The 24,777-nt window shown below is 34.3% G+C and carries 21 protein-coding genes; 8 read left to right on the top strand and 13 right to left on the bottom strand.

What is annotated here, in order from left to right:
• Positions 1-12 precede the first annotated feature (12 nt).
• The 13 genes from rpmC to rpsL form a co-directional block, all read right to left on the bottom strand.
• Entirely contained in the window at positions 13-204 is a 192-nt protein-coding gene (rpmC, locus tag LG649_RS10380; protein ID WP_044626932.1) for a 50S ribosomal protein L29, read from the bottom strand.
• A 12-nt stretch (positions 205-216) separates the two neighbouring features.
• The gene (gene rplP / locus LG649_RS10375) at positions 217-636 is read right to left on the bottom strand and encodes a 50S ribosomal protein L16 (RefSeq protein WP_044626933.1); all 420 of its coding nucleotides are present in this window, start codon (positions 634-636) and stop codon (positions 217-219) included.
• Between the two features lie 21 nt (positions 637-657).
• Complete coding sequence (gene rpsC, locus LG649_RS10370; RefSeq protein ID WP_044626934.1) at positions 658-1,377, bottom strand: 30S ribosomal protein S3; 720 nt, start codon at positions 1,375-1,377, stop codon at positions 658-660.
• Between the two features lie 9 nt (positions 1,378-1,386).
• On the bottom strand, positions 1,387-1,794 hold the full coding sequence (gene rplV / locus LG649_RS10365; RefSeq protein ID WP_044631099.1) for a 50S ribosomal protein L22: 408 nt from the start codon (positions 1,792-1,794) through the stop codon (positions 1,387-1,389).
• 6 nt (positions 1,795-1,800) lie between these two features.
• Entirely contained in the window at positions 1,801-2,079 is a 279-nt protein-coding gene (gene rpsS / locus LG649_RS10360; protein WP_013869040.1) for a 30S ribosomal protein S19, read from the bottom strand.
• A gap of 3 nt (positions 2,080-2,082) precedes the next feature.
• The gene (gene rplB, locus LG649_RS10355) at positions 2,083-2,910 is read right to left on the bottom strand and encodes a 50S ribosomal protein L2 (RefSeq protein WP_044626936.1); all 828 of its coding nucleotides are present in this window, start codon (positions 2,908-2,910) and stop codon (positions 2,083-2,085) included.
• A gap of 11 nt (positions 2,911-2,921) precedes the next feature.
• A complete protein-coding gene (gene rplW / locus LG649_RS10350) occupies positions 2,922-3,212 on the bottom strand; it encodes a 50S ribosomal protein L23 (RefSeq protein WP_044631097.1) in 291 nt (96 codons plus the stop codon).
• Positions 3,213-3,219: 7 nt separating this feature from the next.
• Entirely contained in the window at positions 3,220-3,849 is a 630-nt protein-coding gene (gene rplD / locus LG649_RS10345) for a 50S ribosomal protein L4 (protein WP_226543756.1), read from the bottom strand.
• On the bottom strand, positions 3,849-4,466 hold the full coding sequence (gene rplC, locus LG649_RS10340; RefSeq protein ID WP_044631095.1) for a 50S ribosomal protein L3: 618 nt from the start codon (positions 4,464-4,466) through the stop codon (positions 3,849-3,851). Before rplC ends, rplD begins: the two co-directional genes overlap by 1 nt.
• Before the next feature lie 172 nt (positions 4,467-4,638).
• Complete coding sequence (gene rpsJ, locus LG649_RS10335; RefSeq protein WP_044626940.1) at positions 4,639-4,944, bottom strand: 30S ribosomal protein S10; 306 nt, start codon at positions 4,942-4,944, stop codon at positions 4,639-4,641.
• Between the two features lie 11 nt (positions 4,945-4,955).
• Positions 4,956-7,082, bottom strand: coding sequence for an elongation factor G (gene fusA, locus LG649_RS10330; RefSeq protein WP_226543755.1), 2,127 nt, complete (start codon positions 7,080-7,082; stop codon positions 4,956-4,958).
• A 6-nt stretch (positions 7,083-7,088) separates the two neighbouring features.
• Complete coding sequence (rpsG, locus tag LG649_RS10325) at positions 7,089-7,565, bottom strand: 30S ribosomal protein S7 (RefSeq protein ID WP_226543754.1); 477 nt, start codon at positions 7,563-7,565, stop codon at positions 7,089-7,091.
• A gap of 22 nt (positions 7,566-7,587) precedes the next feature.
• Complete coding sequence (rpsL, locus tag LG649_RS10320; protein WP_044626943.1) at positions 7,588-7,962, bottom strand: 30S ribosomal protein S12; 375 nt, start codon at positions 7,960-7,962, stop codon at positions 7,588-7,590.
• A 559-nt stretch (positions 7,963-8,521) separates the two neighbouring features.
• Here rpsL and LG649_RS10315 point away from each other — a divergent pair.
• From LG649_RS10315 to LG649_RS10280, 8 genes are all read left to right on the top strand, one after another.
• Positions 8,522-9,943: a POTRA domain-containing protein gene (locus LG649_RS10315; RefSeq protein ID WP_226543753.1), complete on the top strand. Its 1,422-nt coding sequence runs from the start codon at positions 8,522-8,524 to the stop codon at positions 9,941-9,943.
• A gap of 240 nt (positions 9,944-10,183) precedes the next feature.
• Positions 10,184-13,465, top strand: a complete 3,282-nt coding sequence (locus tag LG649_RS10310; RefSeq protein ID WP_226543752.1) for a SusC/RagA family TonB-linked outer membrane protein — start codon at positions 10,184-10,186, stop codon at positions 13,463-13,465.
• A gap of 14 nt (positions 13,466-13,479) precedes the next feature.
• On the top strand, positions 13,480-14,805 hold the full coding sequence (locus LG649_RS10305) for a SusD/RagB family nutrient-binding outer membrane lipoprotein (protein WP_226543751.1): 1,326 nt from the start codon (positions 13,480-13,482) through the stop codon (positions 14,803-14,805).
• A gap of 264 nt (positions 14,806-15,069) precedes the next feature.
• Positions 15,070-18,222: a SusC/RagA family TonB-linked outer membrane protein gene (locus LG649_RS10300; protein ID WP_226543750.1), complete on the top strand. Its 3,153-nt coding sequence runs from the start codon at positions 15,070-15,072 to the stop codon at positions 18,220-18,222.
• A 10-nt stretch (positions 18,223-18,232) separates the two neighbouring features.
• Entirely contained in the window at positions 18,233-19,669 is a 1,437-nt protein-coding gene (locus LG649_RS10295; RefSeq protein ID WP_226543749.1) for a SusD/RagB family nutrient-binding outer membrane lipoprotein, read from the top strand.
• Positions 19,670-19,675: 6 nt separating this feature from the next.
• Positions 19,676-20,467, top strand: coding sequence for a hypothetical protein (locus LG649_RS10290; RefSeq protein ID WP_226543748.1), 792 nt, complete (start codon positions 19,676-19,678; stop codon positions 20,465-20,467).
• 27 nt (positions 20,468-20,494) lie between these two features.
• On the top strand, positions 20,495-21,382 hold the full coding sequence (locus LG649_RS10285) for a hypothetical protein (protein WP_226543747.1): 888 nt from the start codon (positions 20,495-20,497) through the stop codon (positions 21,380-21,382).
• Positions 21,383-21,468: 86 nt separating this feature from the next.
• Positions 21,469-24,648, top strand: a complete 3,180-nt coding sequence (locus LG649_RS10280; protein WP_226543746.1) for a PA domain-containing protein — start codon at positions 21,469-21,471, stop codon at positions 24,646-24,648.
• Positions 24,649-24,777 lie beyond the last annotated feature (129 nt).

Raw genomic sequence — 24,777 nt, 5'->3', positions numbered from 1 at the left:
ATTTAAGCAGAATTATTGTGAATCTCTTTTAGTTAATTCGGTCGCAATTCTTGCAACGGTGCGTCTTGCACTACGTAATTGAATTGGATTTTCTAAAGGAGAAATTGCATGAGCCAATTTTAGGTCTGAATAACTCTTTTTTACTTCACTAAGTTTTTCTTGTAACTCAGCAACAGATAATTCTTTAATTTCTGATTGTTTCATAATCTTAAATTATTATGCTTCGTAATCTCTAGCGATTAAAAACTTAGTTTTAACTGGTAGTTTTTGTGCTGCAAGACGTAAAGCTTCTTTAGCCACGTCTAATGGCACACCACCTATTTCAAAAAGTACTCTTCCTGGTTTTACAACAGCTACCCATAATTCTACGGCACCTTTACCTTTACCCATACGTACTTCAAGAGGCTTTTTTGTAATTGGCTTGTCTGGAAATATTTTAATCCAAAGTTGCCCTTCTCTTTTCATGTAACGTGTAGCGGCAATACGTGCTGCTTCAATTTGACGTGATGTTATAAATACAGAGTCTAATGCTTTTATTCCAAAGGTACCGTTTGAAAGTTGATGCCCTCTACCGGCATTTCCTTTCATACGTCCTTTTTGCTGCTTACGAAATTTTGTTCTTTTAGGCTGTAACATGTTTCTTTACTTTATAAAAAATTACTTTCTACTGCGACGAGGTCCTTTATTTCCGCGTCCAGCGCCACCTTTTCCTTGCTTTTTAGATAAACCTACAAGCGGAGAAAGCTCTCTTTTACCATATACTTCGCCTTTCATGATCCATACTTTTACACCTAATCTACCATAAGTAGTGTGTGCTTCAACTAAAGCATAATCAATATCGGCTCTAAAGGTTGATAAAGGAATACGTCCTTCTTTGTAGTGTTCAGAACGTGCCATTTCAGCTCCATTTAAACGACCACTAATTTGGATTTTAATTCCTTCAGCGTTCATACGCATTGTAGCAGCAATAGCCATTTTGATTGCACGACGATAAGAAATACGATTTTCTATTTGTCTTGCAATACTTGATGCTACTAAAAATGCATCTAGTTCAGGTCTTTTAATTTCAAAAATATTAATCTGAACTTCTTTACCAGTAATTTTCTTAAGCTCTTCTTTTAACTTGTCTACCTCTTGTCCGCCTTTACCAATAATGATACCTGGGCGAGCTGTAGTGATAGTAACGGTTACAAGTTTAAGAGTACGTTCGATAATTACTCTACTTACACTAGCTTTAGAAAGACGTACGTGAACGTATTTTCTAATTTTATCGTCTTCGGCAAGCTTATCTCCATAATCATTACCTCCGTACCAGTTAGATTCCCATCCTCTGATAATACCTAAGCGATTTCCGATTGGATTTGTTTTTTGTCCCATACTTCTATCTTAGCTTTGTGTGTTATTGTTAGCACCAACCACAAGTGTTACATGGTTAGAACGTTTTCTGATTCTATGTGCACGACCTTGAGGAGCTGGACGTAATCTTTTTAACATTGATCCGCCATCTACTCTAATCTCTTTTACGAATAATTCAGCAGATTCAACATCAGCATCTTCGTTTTTAGCTTGCCAGTTAGCAATAGCCGAAAGTAATAACTTTTCTAAACGACCTGAAGCTTCCTTCTGATTGAATTTTAAGATATTTAGTGCATTTTCTACCTTTTCACCTCTTACTAAATCGGCTACTAAGCGCATTTTTCTTGGTGATGTAGGACAGTTATTAAGTTTTGCAAAAGCAACTTGCTTCTTTGCTTCCTTAATAGCGTCTGCCATTTGTTTTTTACGACTTCCCATAGCTTACTACTTTTTACCTTTGTTTTTAGCACCTGCATGCCCACGGAATGAACGTGTTGGTGAAAATTCTCCTAATTTATGACCTACCATATTTTCTGTTACATAAACAGGAACAAATTGACGGCCATTGTGTACTGCTATAGTTTGTCCAACAAAATCTGGAGTTATCATACTAGCTCTTGACCAAGTTTTGATAACTGTTTTTTTATTAGCTTCAACATTAGCAGCTACTTTTCTTTCTAATTTATAATGAACGTAAGGTCCTTTTTTTAATGATCTTGCCATGTCTTATTTCTTTCTACGTTCTACAATATATTTATTACTTGCTTTAGTTTTAGAACGTGTTCTAAATCCTTTAGCTGGAATACCGTTTCTAGAGCGTGGGTGACCACCTGAAGCACGTCCTTCACCACCACCCATTGGGTGATCGATTGGGTTCATTACAACCGGTCTAGTTCTTGGACGACGTCCTAACCAGCGCGTTCTACCTGCTTTACCTCCAACAAGTAATTGGTGATCCGAATTCGATACTACACCTATTGTAGCCATACACGTTACAAGAATTAAGCGTGTTTCTCCAGAAGGTAATTTTACTGTAGCAAACTTACCATCTCTCGCCATTAATTGAGCAAATGCACCAGCACTACGAGCCATAACAGCACCTTGACCTGGACGTAGCTCTAAACAAGAGATTATTGTACCTAATGGAATTTCACTTAATGGCATTGCATTTCCAATTTCAGGAGCAATTCCTTCTGTACCAGACACCACATTTTGGCCAACTTGTAAACCATTTTGAGCAATAATGTATCTTTTCTCGCCATCTTGATAATTCAATAAAGCAATAAAAGCGGTTCTGTTTGGATCGTACTCAATAGACTTTACCTCCGCTGGAATTCCAGTTTTGTTACGTTTAAAATCGATAATACGATACTTTCTTTTATGACCACCACCAATATAGCGCATGGTCATTTTTCCTTGACTGTTTCTACCACCAGACCTTTTATTCGGAACAAGTAAACTCTTTTCCGGCTTATCAGTAGTTATGGCGTCATACCCATTTACTACTCTAAAACGCTGTCCTGGTGTGATTGGTTTTAATTTTCTTACTGACATTTTTTGTCTAATTACATGTTACTGTATAAATCAATCATTTCACCTTCCGCCAGTTGTACTAAAGCTTTTTTCTTAGCATTAGTTTTACCATGTTGAATACCAGTTTTTGTATACTTAGTATTTCTATCTGGACGGATATTTATTGTACGAACTTTTTCAACAGAAACACCATATGCAGCTTCAACCGCATTTTTAATTTCTATCTTGTTCGCCTTTGTATTCACTTCGAATGTGTAGCAGTTTCTTAACTCGCTATCAGCAGTCGCTTTTTCTGTGATTATAGGTTTAATTAAGATACTCATCTGTTTCTTATTTACTTAAGTTTGATTCAATTCCTTCTAAAGCGCCTTCTAAAAGAACCACTTGATTTGCATTTAAAATTTTATAAGTGCTTAATTCTGAATAAGTTACGACTTCAGATCCTTTTAAATTACGCGATGACAAATATACATTATTATTTGACGTGCCCAACACAAATAAAGATTTTTTATTATCTAGTTCTAAGGCTTTTAACACAGCTGTAAAGTTTTTAGTTTTTGCTGTATCAAAATTAAAGTCTTCTAGAACAGTAATTGACTGCTCACCTGCCTTGATACTTAAAGCCGATTTACGTGCTAAACGCTTAAGGTTTTTATTAAGTTTGAAGTTATAATTTCTAGGTCTTGGACCGAACATACGACCACCACCTTTAAATACACCAGACTTAATACTACCTGCTCTTGCAGTACCGGTTCCTTTTTGTTTCTTAATCTTGCGAGTACTACCAGAAATCTCACCTCTTTCTTTCGATTTGTGAGTTCCTTGACGTTGATTTGCTAAATACTGTTTAACATCTAAATATACCGCATGATTATTAGGTTCAATAGCAAACACATCGTTAGAAAGCTCTGCTTTTCTACCTGTGTCTTTTCCGTTTATATCTAAAACTGCTACTTTCATTATTTTCTAACAATTACATAAGCGTTTTTGTGTCCAGGTACACAACCTTTAACAACAAGTAAATTCTTTTCAGGAACTACTTTTAAAACTCTTAAATTTTGAACTTTCACTTTTTCTCCACCCATTCTTCCGGCCATACGCATTCCTTTGAATACTCTAGCAGGGTAAGAAGCAGCACCAATAGAACCTGGCGCTCTTAAACGGTTATGCTGACCGTGAGTAGCTTGACCTACACCACCAAAACCATGACGTTTTACAACACCTTGAAATCCTTTACCTTTTGATGTACCTGAGATATCAACAAATTCACCTTCAGCAAAATGATCTACTGTTATAGCATCACCTAATTTGTACTCCGCATCAAAACCTTTAAATTCAACAACTTTGCGTTTAACAGAAGTACCAGCTTTTTTTGCATGACCTAAGTCAGCTTTTGTAGCGCTTTTTTCTGTCGCGTCATCGAAACCTAATTGAACAGCTTCATAGCCATCAACCTCTTCAGTTCTGACTTGGGTAACGATACATGGCCCAGCTTCGATTACTGTACATGGGATGTTTTTCCCGTTTTCATCGAAAATGCTGGTCATACCGATTTTTTTTCCAATTAACCCAGACATAATTTAATTATTAATTTATTTATTACTTATTTAAAAAAAATTCAAGGACAAAATACGCTTCGTCCTTGAATTGTATTTTTGCCGTTTTTCCCGCGACCGCATCGGTGGGACATTTTACTTTCTCATAACGAGAACTAGAATCTAGTTCGAGTTAAAAAATTAAAGTTTATACTTAAACCTTAATTTCTACTTCTACACCACTAGGTAACTCAAGTTTCATTAACGCATCAATTGTTTTTGACGACGATGAGTAGATATCTAATAATCTTTTATAAGAAGATAATTGAAACTGCTCTCTAGACTTTTTGTTAACGTGTGGAGAACGAAGTACTGTAAATAATTTTTTGTGAGTTGGTAATGGAATTGGTCCAGTTACAACAGCACCAGTACTTTTTACTGTTTTTACGATTTTATCAGCAGACTTATCTACTAAATTATGATCGTAAGACTTTAATTTTATTCTAATTTTTTGACTCATTTTCTTAGATTTTAGGCTTCAATCCCTTTAGCTGCTTTAATTACCTCTTCTGAAATGTTTGATGGAGTTTCAGCATAGTGCGAAAATTCCATTGTAGAAGTAGCACGACCAGAAGATAATGTTCTTAATGTTGTTACATAACCAAACATTTCTGATAAAGGCACAATAGCTTTAACTGTTTTTGCACCGTTACGATCTCCCATGTCACTTACTTGACCTCTACGACGGTTTAAATCTCCAACGATATCACCCATGTTTTCTTCTGGGGTAATAACTTCTAATTTCATCATAGGCTCCATAATTACAGCTTTTGCAGCTTTTGCAGCAGCTTTAAAACCTAATTTTGCAGCCAATTCGAATGATAATTGATCAGAATCCACATCGTGGTAAGAACCATCAGTTAAAGTTACTTTCATAGCATCTACTTCGTAACCTGCTAATGGACCATTTACCATTGCCATTTGGAAACCTTTCTCGATTGATGGAACAAATTCCTTAGGAACGTTACCACCTTTAATTTGAGATTCGAATACTAACCCTTCGGTTCCTTCTTCGGCAGGCTCTAATGTAAATACAATATCTGCGAATTTACCACGTCCACCAGATTGCTTTTTGTAAACCTCTCTGTGTTCTGCACGTTGCGTAATAGCTTCTTTGTACTCTACCTGTGGCTGACCTTGATTTACTTCAACCTTAAACTCACGCTTAAGACGATCTACAATAATATCTAAGTGAAGCTCACCCATACCAGATATAATTGTTTGACCAGAAGCCTCATCGGTTCTTGCTGTAAATGTTGGATCTTCTTCAGCTAATTTAGCTAAAGCCATACCTAACTTATCTACATCGGCCTTTGTTTTAGGCTCTACAGCGATACCAATTACTGGATCTGGAAAATCCATAGATTCAAGAACAATTGGGTTCTTTTCGTCTGACAAAGTATCTCCTGTTTTAATATCTTTAAAACCTACTGCTGCACCTATATCTCCTGCTTCAATAAAATCAATAGCATTTTGCTTATTAGAGTGCATTTGGTAGATACGAGAAATACGTTCTTTTTTACCTGAACGGTTATTTAAGATGTAAGAACCTGCATCTAAACGACCAGAATAAGCACGGAAGAAAGCTAGACGACCCACGAAAGGATCTGTAGCAATTTTAAATGCTAATGCTGAGAAAGGATCTTTTGCATCTGGCTTACGCACTGCATCTTCACCTGTGATAGGATTTGTTCCTACAATATTATCTCTGTCTGTTGGAGAAGGCAAATAACGACATACAGCATCTAATAAGAACTGAACACCTTTATTTTTAAATGCAGAACCACAAATCATTGGAATGATAGCCATATCCATTACTGCAGCTCTAAGTGCAGCGTGCACTTCTTCTTCAGTAATAGAGTCTTCATCTTCCATGAATTTCTCTAAAAGGTTCTCATCGTAAGTTGCAACTTCTTCAATTAAAAGTGCACGGTACTTACGAGCTTCTTCTTTCATATCTTCAGGAATCTCAATCACGTCGAAAGTAGCTCCCTGAGTTTCATCGTGCCAAACAATAGCACGGTTTTTCACTAAATCTATAATACCTTTAAAATCTGCTTCATCACCAATATTTAATACAATTGGCACTGCGTTGGATTTTAACATATCTTTCACCTGTTGGCAAACTGCTAAGAAATTAGATCCTTGACGGTCCATTTTATTAACGAAACCAATACGAGGTACTTTATAGTTATCTGCAAGTCTCCAGTTAGTTTCAGACTGTGGCTCAACACCATCAACTGCACTAAATAAGAATACTAAGCCATCTAAAACACGTAAAGAACGGTTTACCTCTACTGTAAAATCAACGTGACCCGGAGTATCAATAATATTAAAATGATAATCTTTTGTTTGAGGTGTTGGTTTTGCATTTTCTAATGGAAACTTCCAAGTACAAGTTGTAGCAGCAGAAGTAATTGTAATACCTCTTTCTTGCTCTTGTTCCATCCAGTCCATTGTTGCAGCACCATCATGTACTTCACCAATTTTATGAGAAACCCCAGTGTAATAAAGGATACGCTCTGTAGTTGTTGTTTTACCAGCATCAATATGAGCTGCAATACCAATGTTTCTTGTAAATTTTAAATCTCTTGCCATGTTATTTTAGAATCTAAAGTGTGAGAATGCTTTGTTAGCTTCTGCCATTTTATGAGTATCAACTCTTTTCTTAACCGCTGCTCCTTCTTCTTTAGCTGCCGCTAAAATTTCTGAAGCTAAACGCAAGGCCATAGATTTTTCGTTACGCTTTCTAGCATAACCAATTAACCATTTCATTGCTGTTGAAACTTTTCTATCTGGACGAATTTGCATTGGAATTTGAAATGTTGCACCACCAACACGACGACTACGCACTTCTACGTGAGGCATCACATTTGATAAAGCATCTTTCCATAACTCTAAAGCTGTTTTTTCTTCATCTGTTTTCTTTTGTTCTACAATATCAATTGCATCGTAAAACACTTTAAAAGCGACAGACTTCTTCCCATCCCACATCATCATGTTAACAAAACGAGTTACTAACTGATCGTTAAAACGCGGATCTGGTAAAAGCGGTCTTTTTTTCGCTGCTCTTTTTCTCATGTCTTCTTCTTAAAGTTTTAAATTACTTTTTAGGGCGTTTTGCACCATACTTAGATCTACGTTGCGTTCTACCTTGAACACCTGCGGTATCCAATGCTCCACGAACAATGTGATATCTAACTCCTGGTAAATCTTTTACCCTTCCACCTCTAACCAATACTATCGAGTGCTCTTGTAAATTGTGACCTTCACCACCGATGTATGCGTTAACCTCGTTACCGTTTGTTAAACGAACCCTTGCCACCTTACGCATTGCTGAGTTAGGTTTTTTAGGTGTTGTTGTATAAACACGAGTACATACACCACGTCTTTGTGGACACGAATTTAAAGCAGCCGATTTACTCTTCTTGGTTATTTTGGCTCTTCCTTTTCGTACTAATTGTGAAATTGTTGGCATATATTTTATACTAATTTTTTATAATCCCTTGTTAAAAGGGCTGCAAAGGTAGTAATTAAAATGTAAAATTCAAATCCTAATTCATTAATTTTCATATGATAGGCGTTTTTTATTCTATGATTGCATTTTAAACCATAAAATTACTCTCATATTTTACTTGATAACATACATTGAATTGAATATCTAAAGACATAAAACCAAATATACCTTCAATAAAATATATACACCAATACATATTAAAAGTCTTTAATTTTACGTTAGTTTTACAATAATAAAACTAATCACATTTAATTAATTGCGTTTTTCACTATTCATTTTATGCTTACTTTTTTTTGACACCGCATTTTGTCAAAACCTTCAATTAAATATAAAAGGCAAAAATAACTACGAAACTGAAATTATTGATTCGACGAATTACATAAAACTCCACAAAAATTTAAATTCAATTAATAAGGAAGTCGATTCTGTGTATAAGCTGTTACTAAAAAAAGGGTTTATTGAAAATAAAAGACAAAAAACATTTAAATTAAACGATTCATCATTTACAACTAATATTTATTTGGGAAAACGATTTAAGTTTATTCGTGTTTTTTTTGATTCTTCTCAAATTAATAAAAAACTAATAAAATCTTTTGCTTCAAATGCATCGCATAACTATTTTGAATTACCTATTGGTAGTTTAGAAAAAAAAATGAAATATCTAAATTTAAAAATTTCTGAAAACGGCTACCCTTTCTCAAAAACAACATTAACGAACATAACATTAAAAGACTCTTTATTGCATGCCTTTTTAATATTAGAAAGAAATTCTGAAAAAAGAAAAATTGACAAAATACTTATTAAAGGCTATGAAAAATTCCCAAAATCATTTTTAAGGCATTATTTAAAATTAAAACAAAATGAAATATTAAATTTAAGTGAAATAAATTCCAAAATAAAACAACTATCTAATTTAAATTTCGCAAACTCTTTAAAATCTCCAGAAGTTTTATTCACCAAAGATTCTACTACACTATACCTTTACATGAATAAACTTAAAAGTAACAGCTTTGATGGCTTTCTTGGTTTTGGAACTAACGAGGAAAATAAACAAATTCAATTTGACGGATACTTAAACCTAAACTTAATTAATAATTTAAATTACGGAGAATCTTTTAAGTTATATTACAAAAGCGATGAAAACGAACAACAAACTTTTGAAATAAACACAACCCTTCCTTATTTATTTAAGTCGCCCATAGGTTTAAATTTATCACTTAAAATATTTAAAAAAGACTCAACATTTTTAACTAGCGAACAAACTGCAAGAATACACTATCAACTTAATTCACGAAACAAAATATACACTGGAATATCCAAAACCACATCTAACAATTTATTAAACAACACAGAAAACACCAGTATTCAAGACTATAATTCCACTCAATTCTTAACATCTTACGAATTTGCAAACCCTACAAAAAATAACAACTTACTATTTCCAATGAAATCAATATTTAATATTGAAGCAAAATTTGGTAATAGACTGACCAATTCCACAAAACAAAAACAAATTCACCTAGGTTTAAATACATATAAAATATTTCAGCTAAACACAAAAAACAGTTTCTATCTCCGAAACATCTCCAATATATTAGTTTCTGATAATTATTATGAAAATGAACTATACCTGTTTGGAGGAATCACTTCAATAAGAGGCTTCGAAGAAAACAGTATTTATGCCAATTTATACACCTTATTAAATACAGAGTATCGCTACCAAGTAGCACAAAACCTATACATTCATACCATTTTTGACTCTGCATATTTCGAAAACAACCTAACTCAAACAAAAGAAAATCTCTTCGGGTATGGTATCGGGCTTGGGATTTTAACAAATTCTGGCGTTTTTCGATTAAATTTTGCTAACGGCAAATCAAAATATTCTAATTTTTCATTATCAAATTCAAAAATGCACATAAGTTTAACATCTTCGTTTTAAAAACTTACATAACTCATATTTTTATTAATAAAATCTTACATAAATACAACATTAAAGTAAACAAAACACTGTTAAAAAACCATAATTAAGTCTTTTTAATGTTATTTTTTTAAAAAATTAACATTATTATACATTTTAATGTAAGGTTTTTGCAAATTTTAACTATAATTCGTCAATTTTATTGTTTTATTAACTTTTTATTAAGATTTTTACAACTGACTAACTCAAATAATTTGTAAAATGAAAAAAAAGTTTAGTAGAATTTTAACGCTACTCTTAGCGTTTATCGTGCACATATCTTATGCGCAAGAAAAAACAATTTCAGGAACAGTAATAGACTCATATGGCTTACCACTGCCAGGAGCTACTGTACTTGTTAAAGGAACGTCAACTGGCACTTCAACAGATTTTGACGGTAAATACTCCTTAACAGCCAATGTTGGTGAAACCATAGTATTCAGCTTCGTTGGTTACACTACCAAAGAAGTAATAATTGCAACATCTTCAACAATTAACGTAACCTTAGAAGAAGATGCAGAATCATTAGACGAAGTTGTATTAACAGCCTTGGGCCTTGAAAAAAAGAAGGATGAAGACCTTAGTTCAACAAGTATTGTTAAAGTTAATCAACTACAAAAATCTGGAGAATCCGGACTACTACAAGGATTATCAGGAAAAACTTCCGGTTTAAATATAACAAGAAATTCGGGTGATCCAGGCTCTGGAGCCTATATCCAGATTAGAGGACAAAACACTATTTTAGGTAGTAGTAGCCCTCTAATAGTTTTAGACGGAGCTATAATTTCCAACAACAGTGTAAACCTTTCAACAACCAGCGGGGTATCTGAACAATCTCGATTAAATGATTTAAACCCTGAAGATATCGAATCAATATCTGTATTAAAAGGAGCTTCTGCCGCAGCTATTTATGGAACAGGAGCAGCCAACGGTGTATTAGTAATACAAACTAAAAGAGGCAAAAAAGGAAAAATGACAGTTAATTACAAAAGCTCTGTATCAATCGATGTTATTAATAGAGAATGGGATAAGCAAAGTACCTACGGGCAAGGTTACCCAAAAATCTGGGATGGTATCGATAATTTTGAAGATGGTATCTGGCTAGGAAACTATGCACTTTCTTATGGTGACAAAATAGCAAACCGAAGTGGTGGACCAGACACAGTAAACACCAATTCTTCAGAATTTTTTGTAGCAGACAACGGGACTACTTACTACCCAATACTATCTAAAAACGACGATACTGTATACAACCAAATCAACAGAGATGCTATATTTCAAAACGGATTAGCCTTAGAAAATGCTTTAAGTATTGGCTTTTCAAGTGAAAAATCTTCAACTTATGTTAGTATTTCAAGATGGGATCAAGAAGGTATTTACAAAGGCACTTCCGATTACATCAGATCTACAATAAAATTAAACAATGACACACAATTCTCAGATAAATTGAAAATGAGAATGTCTACACAGTACAGCAGTATTAAATCCAACAGAGTACAAACTGGATCCAACTTAAACGGCTTATATTTAGGCTATTTAAGAAACCCTGCAGATTTTGATTTTAGAGACTACAAAGGAACCAATTTTAGAGATGGCATAACAACACCAAACTCTCATCGCGGTTATCGTCAATATTTAGGATCTTATAGAACTTTTGACGCAGAATCTGGAACATTTGCTTACGATTCACCAACATACAATAACCCCTTATGGACCACAAACCAGCAATTAAACCTTAATACCGTAGATAGATTTATAATTTCTCCAGAATTTAATTACAAATTAAGCGACAACATCTCCTTGACTGGTAGATATAGTATAGACTACTACCAAGACGTTAGAACAAATTATTGGCCTGGTGGCTCTGCAAGTGACGGAACTAATGGCCTTTACAGCGAAGATAGAATAACAGAAAGTAATGAAAATTATAACTTCTTTATAAACGCAAGCCACGAATTATCAGATGCTATATCTATGACATGGATAGCCGGTTATCAGGTTTTTGACAACAAATATTCGAGATTAAGTGTTCAAGAAACGAACTTTACAAATCCTGATGAAGTATTTTTGTCTGTTGGGAATTCTACATCAGAAAACTCAACAAATGCTCAATCTGACACAAACACAAGAACCTCTGGAGCTTACGCTGTTGTTAACTTTACTTTATGGGACGAGTTATTACTAGAAGCAACAGCCCGCGGAGAATATGTTTCAACACTACCAAATGCTGGCTTAATATTTTACCCTAGTGTATCTGCCGGGTGGGACTTTTCTAAACGCCTTGAAGGATCAGACATCTTGAGCTTTGGTAAAATAAGAGCTTCTTATGGAGAAGTTGGTATCGAACCAACAGCCTATGCAACTAGTACAACGTTTTCTCCAGCAACAATTACTTCGTCATGGGGAGATGGTCTAGACGGCTCTTTATATGGTAATCCAATAGGTAGATCATCACTGAGAGGAAACCCAAATTTAAAAGAAGAAAGAATTAAAGAATATGAAATTGGCTTAGACACTAGATTTTTTAACAACAGAGTTAGCCTTTCAGGAACATATTATTCCAGAACCTCTGAAGATGTTATTCTTGCACTACCAACTTCTGCTGCAAATGGATACTCTTCTGAATATAGAAATGCTGCAGAAATAACTAATAAAGGTGTAGAAATAGATCTTTCTGGAAAAATAATAAGTGGACAAGATTTTAGCTGGAATATGAATGTTAGTTTTACAAAAAATGTTAGTGAAGTAGTCGATATGGCTGGAAGTGGTTATTTTTCACTAAATGGCTTCACAAGCACTTCCTCTGGAGTTGCTGAGGGGCAACCTTTTGCTGTCTTAAGAGGTGGTGTTTATGACCGTGATGATAATGGAGACTATATACTAAACGAATATGGCTTTCCAACAGCTGCCGCTGAAGCAGATTTTATTGGCGACCCAAACCCAGACTGGAGAGGAGGAATAGGAACTAGTATTACATACAAAAATTTCAGCCTATCAGCTCTATTAGAAGTCTCTCAAGGCAATGATGTTTGGAATGGTACTAGAGGTGTATTAAATTATTTTGGTGTACATCCCGACACAGCCGTTGAAAGCGTTGCAAGTCAAGACTTAGTGAATGCATTTGGAGACGTTATATCAGCAGGCTCAACCTTTAGAGGTTTTGAACATGATTTTGGCGGAGGTCCAGTAGCTGTAGATCATGAATGGTGGTTAACAAACGGCGGCGGATTTGGCTCTGTATCTGAAATTTTTATTGAAGATGCTTCATGGGCTAGATTAAGAGAGTTATCATTAAGCTATTCTCTTCCTAAAAAATTTATTAGCCCTCTTGGGTTAAGCGATGTACAATTTTCAGTAACCGGAAGAAACCTATTTTTATGGACAGACGTAGAAGGATTTGATCCAGATAACAACTTAACAGGTGCATCAAAAGGTAGAGGACTTGAATACTTTAGCAATCCAGGTACAAAATCATACATAGGAACCGTAAGATTATCATTTTAAATCAAAAGAAGACGATGAGAAAAATATTTAAAAAACATACAATTTTAGCAATTCTGCTATCGGTAACTCTTGCTTGCGAGAATTACACAGACAATTATAATCAAGATCCAAACGCATTTGGCAATGCGGCTCCTGAATTAGTAATAGGACAAGCTCAACTAGCATGGATACTACTTTCAAGCTCAAATTCAGCAAGATACGCTGGTATTTTTATGAATCAATTCACCGGAAGCGACAGGCAATATATAACTGTAAACAGTTATTCTGTTACCGCAAGTGAATTTGACGATATGTGGGACGATGCCTATGTAGACGGTATTGCTCAAGCAGACATAACAGTTGATGCAGCATTAGAAAACGAAAATTTAAAATTAGCTGGAGTAGCCCTTATTACTAAAGCTGTACTATTAGCAGAGGTTGCTGCATTATGGGGCGATGTTCCTTTTACAGAAGCTAACGATGCGGATCAATTTTACACACCTGCCTACGACAGCCAATCTGCTGTTTTTGCAGGAGTACAAGATCTTTTAGATACAGCAATAGATTATGTTGAAGACGAACCTGCTAGCTTATATGCTGGTAACAGACTATCTAGCACAGCAACTTGGGCTGAAATTGCGCATTCACTTAAAGCACGTTATTACTTAATTACAAAAGAATATGATTTAGCTCTTACTGAAGCACAAAATGGAATAAGCACCCTAGATGGTTCGTTAGTTTCACTACACACATCTTCAACCCTGAGTGAAAACCTTTATTATCAATTTATTGTTGACCAAAGAGACGGTTACTTAACTGCAGATAATTCCTATTTATTTCAATTGCTAGATAGCACAGACAATGTTGATAGACTTTTAGAAACCCCAGGTGACACAGAAAGAGCTGCTTATTATTTTTCTGAATCTGGAGGCACAGATGTTTTAAACACAACAGATGGTGTATTTGCGGAAACATCCTCATTTAATTTAATTTCATATTACGAGACAAAATTAATTGAAGCCGAAGCCGCTATAAGAGAAGGTCAAACTACCATTGCTCAAGATGCTCTTAACTCCGTTAGGGATGAGTTAGCCCTAGAGTATGACGCTATGTTTCCACAAACAACTTCTACAGGAGACACACTGTTACAAGAAATATTAGAAGAAAAGTATATTACTCTTATTGGAGAATTACAACCTTATCATGATATTAGAAGAACAAACAATTTATTAGGAGTACCAGCAAAAACGGGAACAGAAATTCCACAACGCTTTTTATATCCTCAAAATGAAATCGACACAAATCCAAACGTACCTTCACCATTACCTGGATTGTATGACGTTACAGAAGTAAATCAATAAAAATCATTTACTTATAATATATCTAAAAAAAGAGAGTCACTATTTTTACGACTCTCTTTTTTATAAATAAATTATCAAAAAGTTATCATCAATAATACTACAAAACAAATTATTAACTTATCAACATATTAACTTACAGTTTTAATTAATTCTACTAAATTTATCTTAACGTTATAGCTGTTTTTATAAAATTTAACTAATTTTTGTTGTTTTATTAACTTATTATTTTGATTTTTGGCAATGACTAATTCAAATAATTATAAAATGAAAACAAAGTTTAGTGGAATTTTAACGCTATTACTAGCGTTTGTTGTGCATCTATCTTTTGCACAAGAAAAGACAATTTCAGGTATGGTTTCAGATGGCTCTGGACTACCACTGCCTGGGGCTACTGTCTTAGTTAAAGGAACATCAAATGGTACTTCTACAGATTTTGATGGTAAATACTCAATAACAGCTACTCAAGGATCTGCTCTTGTGTTTAGTTTTGTTGGTTATACCACAAAAGAGGTACTAGTTGGAGCCTCTAACACAATTAATGTTACTTTAACCGAAGATGCAGAGGCTTTAGATGAAGTAGTAGTAACTGCACTGGGTATTAAAAGAGAAGAAAAAGCTCTTGGGTACTCTACCCAAAGTGTTTCAACTGAAGATTTAACCACAGTAAGAGACGCTAACATAGTTAATTCTTTAAGCGGTAAAATTGCTGGGGTTAACGTAACAAGTGCTTCTGGAGCAGTTGGTGCAGAAAGTAGAATTGTTATACGTGGTATCTCTACAATTAGTGGTAACACCCAACCACTAATAGTAGTTGATGGCGTAGTATTAGATAATTCATCTTATGGTGACTCAGGATCAAGTGGAGGTAATAGTACTCCAAATGGATTAGCCGACATCAATCAAGATGATATTGAAACATTAAATGTTTTAAAAGGTGGTGCCGCTACATCTCTTTATGGTATGCGCGGGTCTAATGGTGTAATTGTAATTACAACTAAATCAGGATCTGGTAATAAAGGTAAATTAGGTATAAATATATCTTCTAGTGTTACTCTAGATAACGCATATGTTTTACCAGATTATCAAAACTCTTATGGTCAAGGTTTCGACACTAACTACTTTGAATTTGTTGATGGTGTTACTGGTGATGGTGGTGTAGATGAAAGCTGGGGAGCGCCATTAGACACTGGATTAGAATTTATTCAATGGGATTCATTCGATGGAGAAGCAAAACCATGGGTGTCATACCCTGATAATGTTAAAGATTTCTTTGAAACAGGTTTAACTACAAATAACAATATTTCTTTTTCAAAGTCTGATGAAAACTATAGTAGCCGTGTGTCAATTGGTATGACAGATCAAAAAGGTATTTTATATAATACTGATTTACGTAAATATAATTTAGGTGGTAAAATCAACATGAATTTATCAGATAAATGGACAGTTGGTTTATCTGCTAACTACATAAAAACAGAAAGTGACAATTTACCATCTGTTGGGTACGGAGATGCAAATAACCAAATTGGTCAATTAGTTTGGTCTGCTAGAAACGTAGACTGGAATGCATTAAGAGATTGGAAAAATCTTCCTACCGCTTTTGCTTCTGGTGCAGATGATGCAACACCAATAAACTGGAACTTAGCTTATAACAATAACCCTTATTGGACTTTAGATACTAATACTAACACATTCGATAGAAACAGATTATTAGGTAATATAAACATTAATTACCAAATTAATGATAACTTTTCTGTTAGTGCTCAAACAGGTATAGATTACTTCTCTTCTTTAGATACTAAGAAAAGAGCCTTTGGTACTTACCAGTCTGTTCGTGGTTCTTATGAAGAAACTCAACGCACACGTTATGAAATAAACTCTCAAGCAATTTTAAGCTATGTTGCTAATGCAGGAGACTTTAATTTTGGTGCTAACATTGGAGGAAGTAGTATGGTTAATGATTATCATAGGCTATATATGGAAGCTCCAGAATTACAAATTCCAGACCTTTATAATATTGCTAATACTAGAGATGGTGTATCTTCTGTAGTAACACAATTTCAATCTAAACAAAAAATAAATAGTATTTTTGGTTTTGCAGATGTGTCTTATAAAAATTATTTATTCTTATCTGTGACTGGGAGAAATGACTGGGCTTCTGTATTACCAGTTCAAAACAATAGTTTCTTTTACCCTAGCATAACAGGTAGTGCGATAATTACTGATGCTTTCGATATTTCAAGTGAGTTATTATCTTACTTAAAAGTTAGAGGTGGATGGTCTAAAACTGGTAGTGCAGGTCCTCTATCACCTTACAGTATTGAACCAAGTTTCGAATACTCTACAGAACCCTGGGATAGTACTCCTGTAGCTTTCTATCCTAGTACGCTGTGGAACCCTAATATTCGTAACGAGGACACGGTAGAAAAAGAAATTGGTTTTGAAGCTCGTTTATTCAAAAATAATTTATCTTTAGATGTAACATATTACAACAAAGAAACTACAGATGTAATTATGGCCAAAGATATCGATCCTTCTTCTGGAAATACAGCATACTGGGATAATGTAGCTGACATTACTAATAAAGGTATTGAAGTTGCTTTATCTGCAAATGTAATTAATAATCCAGATGGTTTCAACTTAGGGTTTAATGTTAATTTTGCGAAAAACGTAAACGAAGCTCAAAATATAGATGATGATCCTACTACTAACAACGGTCAAGTTGTGCTAGGTGGTCTATGGTATGTTGATATACTAGCTCAAGAAGGTGAAGCTGTTGGTGCTATTTATGGTTCAGCTTTTGAAAGATCAGAAGATGGTGCTATTATATATGAAAACGGTTTACCTCAAATTTCTGCAACTAATAAAGTTCTAGGTAACATTAATCCAGACTGGACAGGTGGTTTAGGAATAAATATGAGTTATAAAAACGTAAGGTTAACAACTTTATTTGATGTTAAAAAAGGTGGTGATATTTATTCACAAACAAATGTTTGGGGTAAATATGCAGGTGTATTAGAAGAAACACTTGTTGGTCGTGAAACAGGAATAGTAGGTGATGGCGTAATGTCTGATGGTAATGGTGGTTATGTTGATAATAACGTAGTTGTATCAGCACAGAACTACTACAAATCAGCTTATTCTCAAAACATCTCAGAATCTTCTGTATACGATGCTTCTTTTGTTAAATGGAGAGAATTATCATTAACATACACTTTCCCACAAAAATTAATATCTAAAGCTGGTGTAGACCAATTATCATTAGCCTTAACTGCAAGAAATTTAGCTATTCTTTATAAAAAAGTTCCTCATATCGATCCAGAAAGTGCATTTAGTAACTCAACAGGATCTCAAGGACTTGAATATGCTCAAATACCTCCAACAAGAAGTCTTGGTCTAAGTCTTAATCTAAAATTCTAAAATGAAAAAAATGAAAAAAATCAAATATATATTATTACTTATGCTTATAAGTAATATGTTTGTGCTTACTAGCTGTGACAAGGATTTTGAAGAAGTAAATTCAAACCCCAACGACCCTAGTACTGTTCCTGCTAATTTACTTCTTGCTGGAATTATCAGAGGTACTGGTAACACAATTCAAAGTTCATTCAATAGCGGTGAAACTGGTTCTTGTTGGGCACAACATTTAGGGAAGCCTATTTATAACTCAAATGAATTGTACATACCTAGACAAAGCACCATAGACGGTGTATGGTCTAATTTATATAATGTTGTAGCTAAAGACGCTAGTATTATGGCTGAATTAGCAATTGAAGAAGGTAACAATAACCTTCAAGGTGTTGCTTTAATATTACAAGCCAACGCATTTCATATCATGACAGATTTATATGGTGATATCCCATTTAGTGAATCTTTAAAAGGTGATGAAGGAATCATAACACCAATATATGACGACAGCGAAACTGAAATTTATCCTGGAATATTAGATATGCTGGATCAAGCTATAACATTACTTGATGGAACTGGTGAAATTGATTCTAGCCAAGACATTCTTTACGGTGGTGATTATTCTTTATGGAAAAAATTAGCGGGTTCATTAAAATTCAAAGCACTTATGCGCTATGCAGAAGGTGGTAATGATGTTTCTAGCCAATTACAAGCATTGGTTGATTCTGGTAATTTATTTACAAGTAATGAAGATCAAGCTGCTTTAGTATATTTAAGTGCAGAACCAAATGCAAATCCTTTTTATGAAGCTCTAGTAAATGGAGGTAGAACCACTGAATGGTGTTTAGGAGAAGAATTGGTAAATTATATGTTAGATACTAATGACCCACGACTTGCAGCTTATGCTCAAGAAGTTGGTGGTGATGGATCAGGAAATGGTTATGTAGGAAAACCTGCTGGAATTTTCGATATAGGTAGCTCTTTTTATGGTGACTCTAACAACGTTTCTTTAATAGGAACACTGTATTTAGAAGCTGAGGCTCCGTATTATTTCATGACTTATGCTCATTTAAGTTTTCTAATGGCAGAAGCTGCTGAAAAAGGATATATTTCAGGAGATGCAGCTGAATACTTCAATACTGGTATTGCTTCTTCAGTAACAGATAACTTAGTATCAGGAGCTCCTTCAGTTAGTTATATATCAGGAGATACTGGTTTAGAATTAATTGCTGAACAATTATGGGTATCTTTGTACATGCAAGGTTTTGAAGCTTGGGCCGAATACAGAAGAACTGGAATACCAGAACTTCCATTAGCCATTGATGCTGTTGAGTCTAGTATACCGTCTAGGTTTACTTATCCATCAACACAACAATCATTAAACAATGTGAATTATACTGCAGCAGTTGCAGACCAAGGAGCTGATGAATTAACTACACCGCTTTGGTGGCAAAACTAAAAAACTATGAAAAAAATTAAAAACGTATTGTTATTAATAGCATCTGTTTTAGCAATATATTCTTGTGAAACTGATGCAGATACTGTTGCAGAGATAAGTGATGAAGCAGGATTGATTATTGATGTTAACACGACATTAAATAGTTCAATACTAGGTTCGCCTGAAGCTGGTGTTGATTTAGACGAAGCCATGGTTACTATAACCAATGCTTATTTAAACCTAACTGTAAGTTTAACAGCTGGTTCTCTAGATGATATTGAAAAAATTGAAATTGTAAAGTCATTTAATAGTGGAACTGAAGCTGTAGTTGCTGAAAGTACTACATTACCGCTTAATATTGAAATTTCAGATCTAGAATCTCTATTTGAAGGTTTAGACGTTTCAGAATCTGATTTAAGAATTGGTGATGTTTTAACATTTAGAACAAAAGTTTACCAAACAGACGGTGATGTTTACTATTATAGTACATCATTAGGTAATTACGATATGGTAGTTAATTGTTCATCAGATTTAGCTGCCTCTTATGTAATTGACTACACATCAGGTCCAGGTACTCACGTAGTGACTGAACTTAGTCCTGGGTTATATGAAATGGATTCTATGATGGGTTGGCCTGGATCTGGTTATACCATTACATTTACTGATACTTGTGGTATTTTAAGCATTATAAACGATTGGCAATTTTCAAACGTAATATATGGTGAAGGCTATGTAGATAACGACGGAAATATAGTATGGGAAACTTCTGGTGTAGAAAATGTATACGATGGAAGTTCATGGATTATGTATCGCCAGTAAATTTTGAAAAAACAATAAATTCAAATTATGAAAAACATTTTTAAAAACATAGGGTTAACTTTGTTGACTTTTACACTTATAACATCTTGTAATGAAGATGATAACACGGGTGAATCTTTGGTAGATTATTCTCCAGCCACAGTTACACTATCATCATCATCACCAACTACTTTTTCTGAAAGTGCCATTGATGAAGATGATGCATCTACTTACACTGTTGAGATTACAGCAACTTTGCCATCAGCGCAACCAGCTACAGCTGTTATAGATTTAGTACAAACAGGAGGAACAGCTGATTCAAGTGATTTTTCAGCTGGTACAATTACAATCCCTGCTGGGTCACTAACTGGATCTGCAACAGTTGAAATTTTACAAACTGGTGATATTGAAGGTACTGAAACTTTAGAAATCTCTGGTTCTTCAAGAGCTAATTTTATAGTAAGCCCTTTCACATATACAATTTCTATCGAAGATGATTATATCAACGATGGTTTAGAACTAACATTGTCTTGGGATGGTTCAGCAGAAGATGAAGACGGCAATGTTGCAATCAATTCGTTTTGTGAATTAGATTTCGATATCATACTTTATGATGAAGCCTTTAACTATTTAGGATACGTTTTAGGAACATCAAATTGTCCTGAAAATGACATTTTAAGCGGTTTACCTGACGGCACATATTATTTAGTGTCTGATTTATGGTCTAACCCTTACTCAAGCTATGGTTTTACAGATACTATTCCTTTAACTTTAACTTGGAGTCAAGAATATTTTGATGATACTGCGGGTTCTATATCAACAACAGCGTATAATCTTTCATCTGAAGGCTCAGATACAGGTGCTAACGGTCTTGGAGGATTAATTGTAGTATTAGAAGTTAGTAATGGATATGAGTATACATTATCTGAATTTTAACATTTATTACAAAATATTTTAAGTAACTTAAACACCTCTGTATTAACTATACAGAGGTGTTTTACTTTAAAACTAAAAAAACTAAAATGAAAAAACTTTTACCTTTTGTCCTAATCTTTGTATTGGGAGTATTTTTGTTTAATTTACTCAGTAATTCAAATGAAACTGAAAAGCAAAATGAAATTGCATCTATAAAACTAAAACATAAAAACTATGTTGAAAACAATCCTTTTAAAGAGGTTTTAAAACTATCAAAAAAGGACAGAAAAGCAGCTGGTTTACCGCCAAATAAATACTTAGAAGAACAATGGATTTTAACAATGAATCCAGAACTAGGTAGGCCTACACCTTTAAAGGTTGCTGAACTTCAAAAAGAATTACTAAATAACAATAGCATATATTCAAGAACTCCCGGAGATAAAGAAGATAATTTATGGATTGAAAGAGGCCCAAATAATGTTGGGGGTAGAACAAGAGCTTTAATGTTTGATCCAAATGATACTACAGACGAAACAGTTTTTGCTGGAGGTGTTAGTGGTGGTTTATGGAAAAACACAAACATTTCGAATCCAAATTCAGAATGGACATTACTTGATATTCCAGAAAATTTAGCTGTATCCTCTATTGCATTCGACCCAAACAATACCCAAATTTTTTACGTTGGAACTGGAGAATCATACGTAGGCCATTCTGATGGTGCGGTTAATGGTGATGGGTTATGGAAATCATCAGATGGAGGAAATTCATGGACCCAAATTTTTGGTGGCTCAACAGGAGAGAGTTATTTCGTATCTGCATCAACAATTACTGTAAACTCACCATCTTCCATAGCTGCAGACTACCAATCATATCCAACAACTGCTTTTGGTTCAGAAATAACAACAACCATAACAGCAGAATTTATATTAGCAAACGACACTTCTGGTGGAGAACCAACAGAAGGATGTAATACTTTCGGAGCCGATGCTACAGGAAAAATTGCTGTAATAAGAAGAGGTAATTGCAACTTCGATGATAAAGTAAGATATGCTGAAGATGCAGGTGCTATTGGAGTAATTATGATGAATAATGTATCTGGAGAACCTGTACCAATGGGAGGAGATGACACTACAATTACTATTCCATCTGTAATGATATCAATGGAGGATGGAGATCTTATAGAGGCAGCATTAAACTCTGGTACAGTTACAGGGTCTCTTAACCCAAGTACAGGAAACTTTACAGCTTTAGTGGTTCCAGGAATACAACATATAAACGATATAAAAATTAAAAATAATAATGGTACTTCAGAGATCTATGTAGCTGCTTCTGATGCATCATATGGTTCCTCTAATGCAGCAACAACAATTGGAGGTTTATCCTATGGTGTTTACAAATCTGTTGATGAAGGAACAACATGGACAGAATCTAGCTTACCACTTACTGCTAATGGCAATAAATATTGCCCTAATGACATTGAAGTTAGTGCAGATGGTACAATTTGGATGTCTACAACAAACAGCAAACTTTATGGAGATGGTGGAGGCTCTATATTCTCTTCTAATGATGGTGACACATTTAATTTAGTATATGAAGTTGGTAATGCTGCTAGAACTCAAATTGCCGTTTCCAATACTAACGCAGGAGTAATATATGTCTTAGCTGAAACTACTAGTGGCGTTACAATTTTAAGTACAACAAGCGCTTTCGTTCCTTCATTTGGAGTACGAACAAAAACACTACCAAACGATGACGATACCGACATAAGTGCAACAGACTTTACTAGAGGACAAGCCTTTTACGATTTGTTACTTGAAGTTAGTCCAGATAATGATGATGTGTTATATACTGGAGGTATAGACTTATTTAAATCTACTGATGGTGCAGATACATGGTCGCAATTCTCACACTGGTACGGTGGTTGGGGACACCAATATGTACATGCAGATCAGCACATTGCTGCCTTTGGTAATAATGATTCGAATAAAGTCATTTTTGGTAATGATGGAGGTGTATACTATTCTGCAGATGGGGGAACAACAACCGAAGAAAGAAATAATGGATTTAACACATCTCAATTTTATACGGTTGGCGTAGGACCAACTACAGCTTATACTGGAGATTATTTTGCGGGCGGACTTCAAGATAATGGAACTCAGCTTGTTGAAAATGGAAACCCTACGGGAACATCTGCAGCAACAGAAATATATGGAGGCGATGGTGCTTATACTTTCTTTGACCAAGATGGTACAGATAGATATTTAATAAGAAATTATGTCTATAATTCTGGTATAAATCTTTATAATTTTGATGGCGATAATGTAACCATTAATAATGAAGACGCTAGTAATGGTGCATTTATAAACCCACAAGACCTTGATTCAAATTTAGATATTTTGTACTCTAATTACACAGGTACAGAAGTTTCAATAATGCGATATTCTGGAATAAAAAGCAGCGCTACACTAACACAGGATATTTTAACTGATGATGAATTAACTGCCTCTCCTACTGCTTTTAAAGTTTCACCATATACAACAACATCTACTACACTATTTGTAGGAACTTTTTTAGGTGATGTAATTTTAGTAGAAAATGCAAACACAGCAACTCCAACATGGACAAACTTGGATGGTAATGAATTAGTAGGAAGTGTTTCTGATATTGAATTAGGGCAATCTGAAGACGATATTTTTGTTACTATGCACAACTATGGCGTTAATAACATATGGTATTCAAATGATGGTGGATCTACATGGCAAGAAAAAGATGGTAATCTTCCTGACATCCCTGTAAAAACAATTTTACAAAATCCATTAAATCTAGAAGAAGTAATTATTGGAACTGAATTAGGTGTTTGGTACACTAATAACTTTTCAAGTTCTAGTCCAACATGGGAGACATCATACAACGGTATGAGCAATGTAAAGGTGTTAGACCTAGATTTAAGAGATGACAATATGGTTTTTGCAGCTACTTACGGTAGAGGAATTTTCTCAGGTCAATTCACTGGCGAATCATTATCTATTCAAGAAACTTTAACACAATCAGAATTTAGATTATACCCAACAGTAACTACAGGAGAAATTTCAATTAAATCAGCAAGTAACATCGGGGAAACTAAACTTAATATATATGATATTTCTGGCAAAAATGTATTCTCAACTCAATTAAATTTAGATAACACAGCCTCTAAACTCGACCTAAACAGTCTAAGAACTGGTATATATTTAGTAAAAGCAACAAATAATAATAAAACTATTACCACGAAAATTATTCGTAAATAGTTTAACAAAATAAATTATGTAATAAAAAACCACCCTATTGGGTGGTTTTTTATTACATAATTTTCACATTCCTTAATAAAACACTACATTTTTTAACGAGTATTTATTGTTTTATTAACTATTTATTAA

The sequence above is a fragment of the Neotamlana laminarinivorans genome, assembly GCF_020523925.1.
GTDB classification, from domain to species: Bacteria; Bacteroidota; Bacteroidia; order Flavobacteriales; family Flavobacteriaceae; genus Neotamlana; species Neotamlana laminarinivorans.
This window is presented reverse-complemented; position numbering and strand designations above follow the sequence as displayed.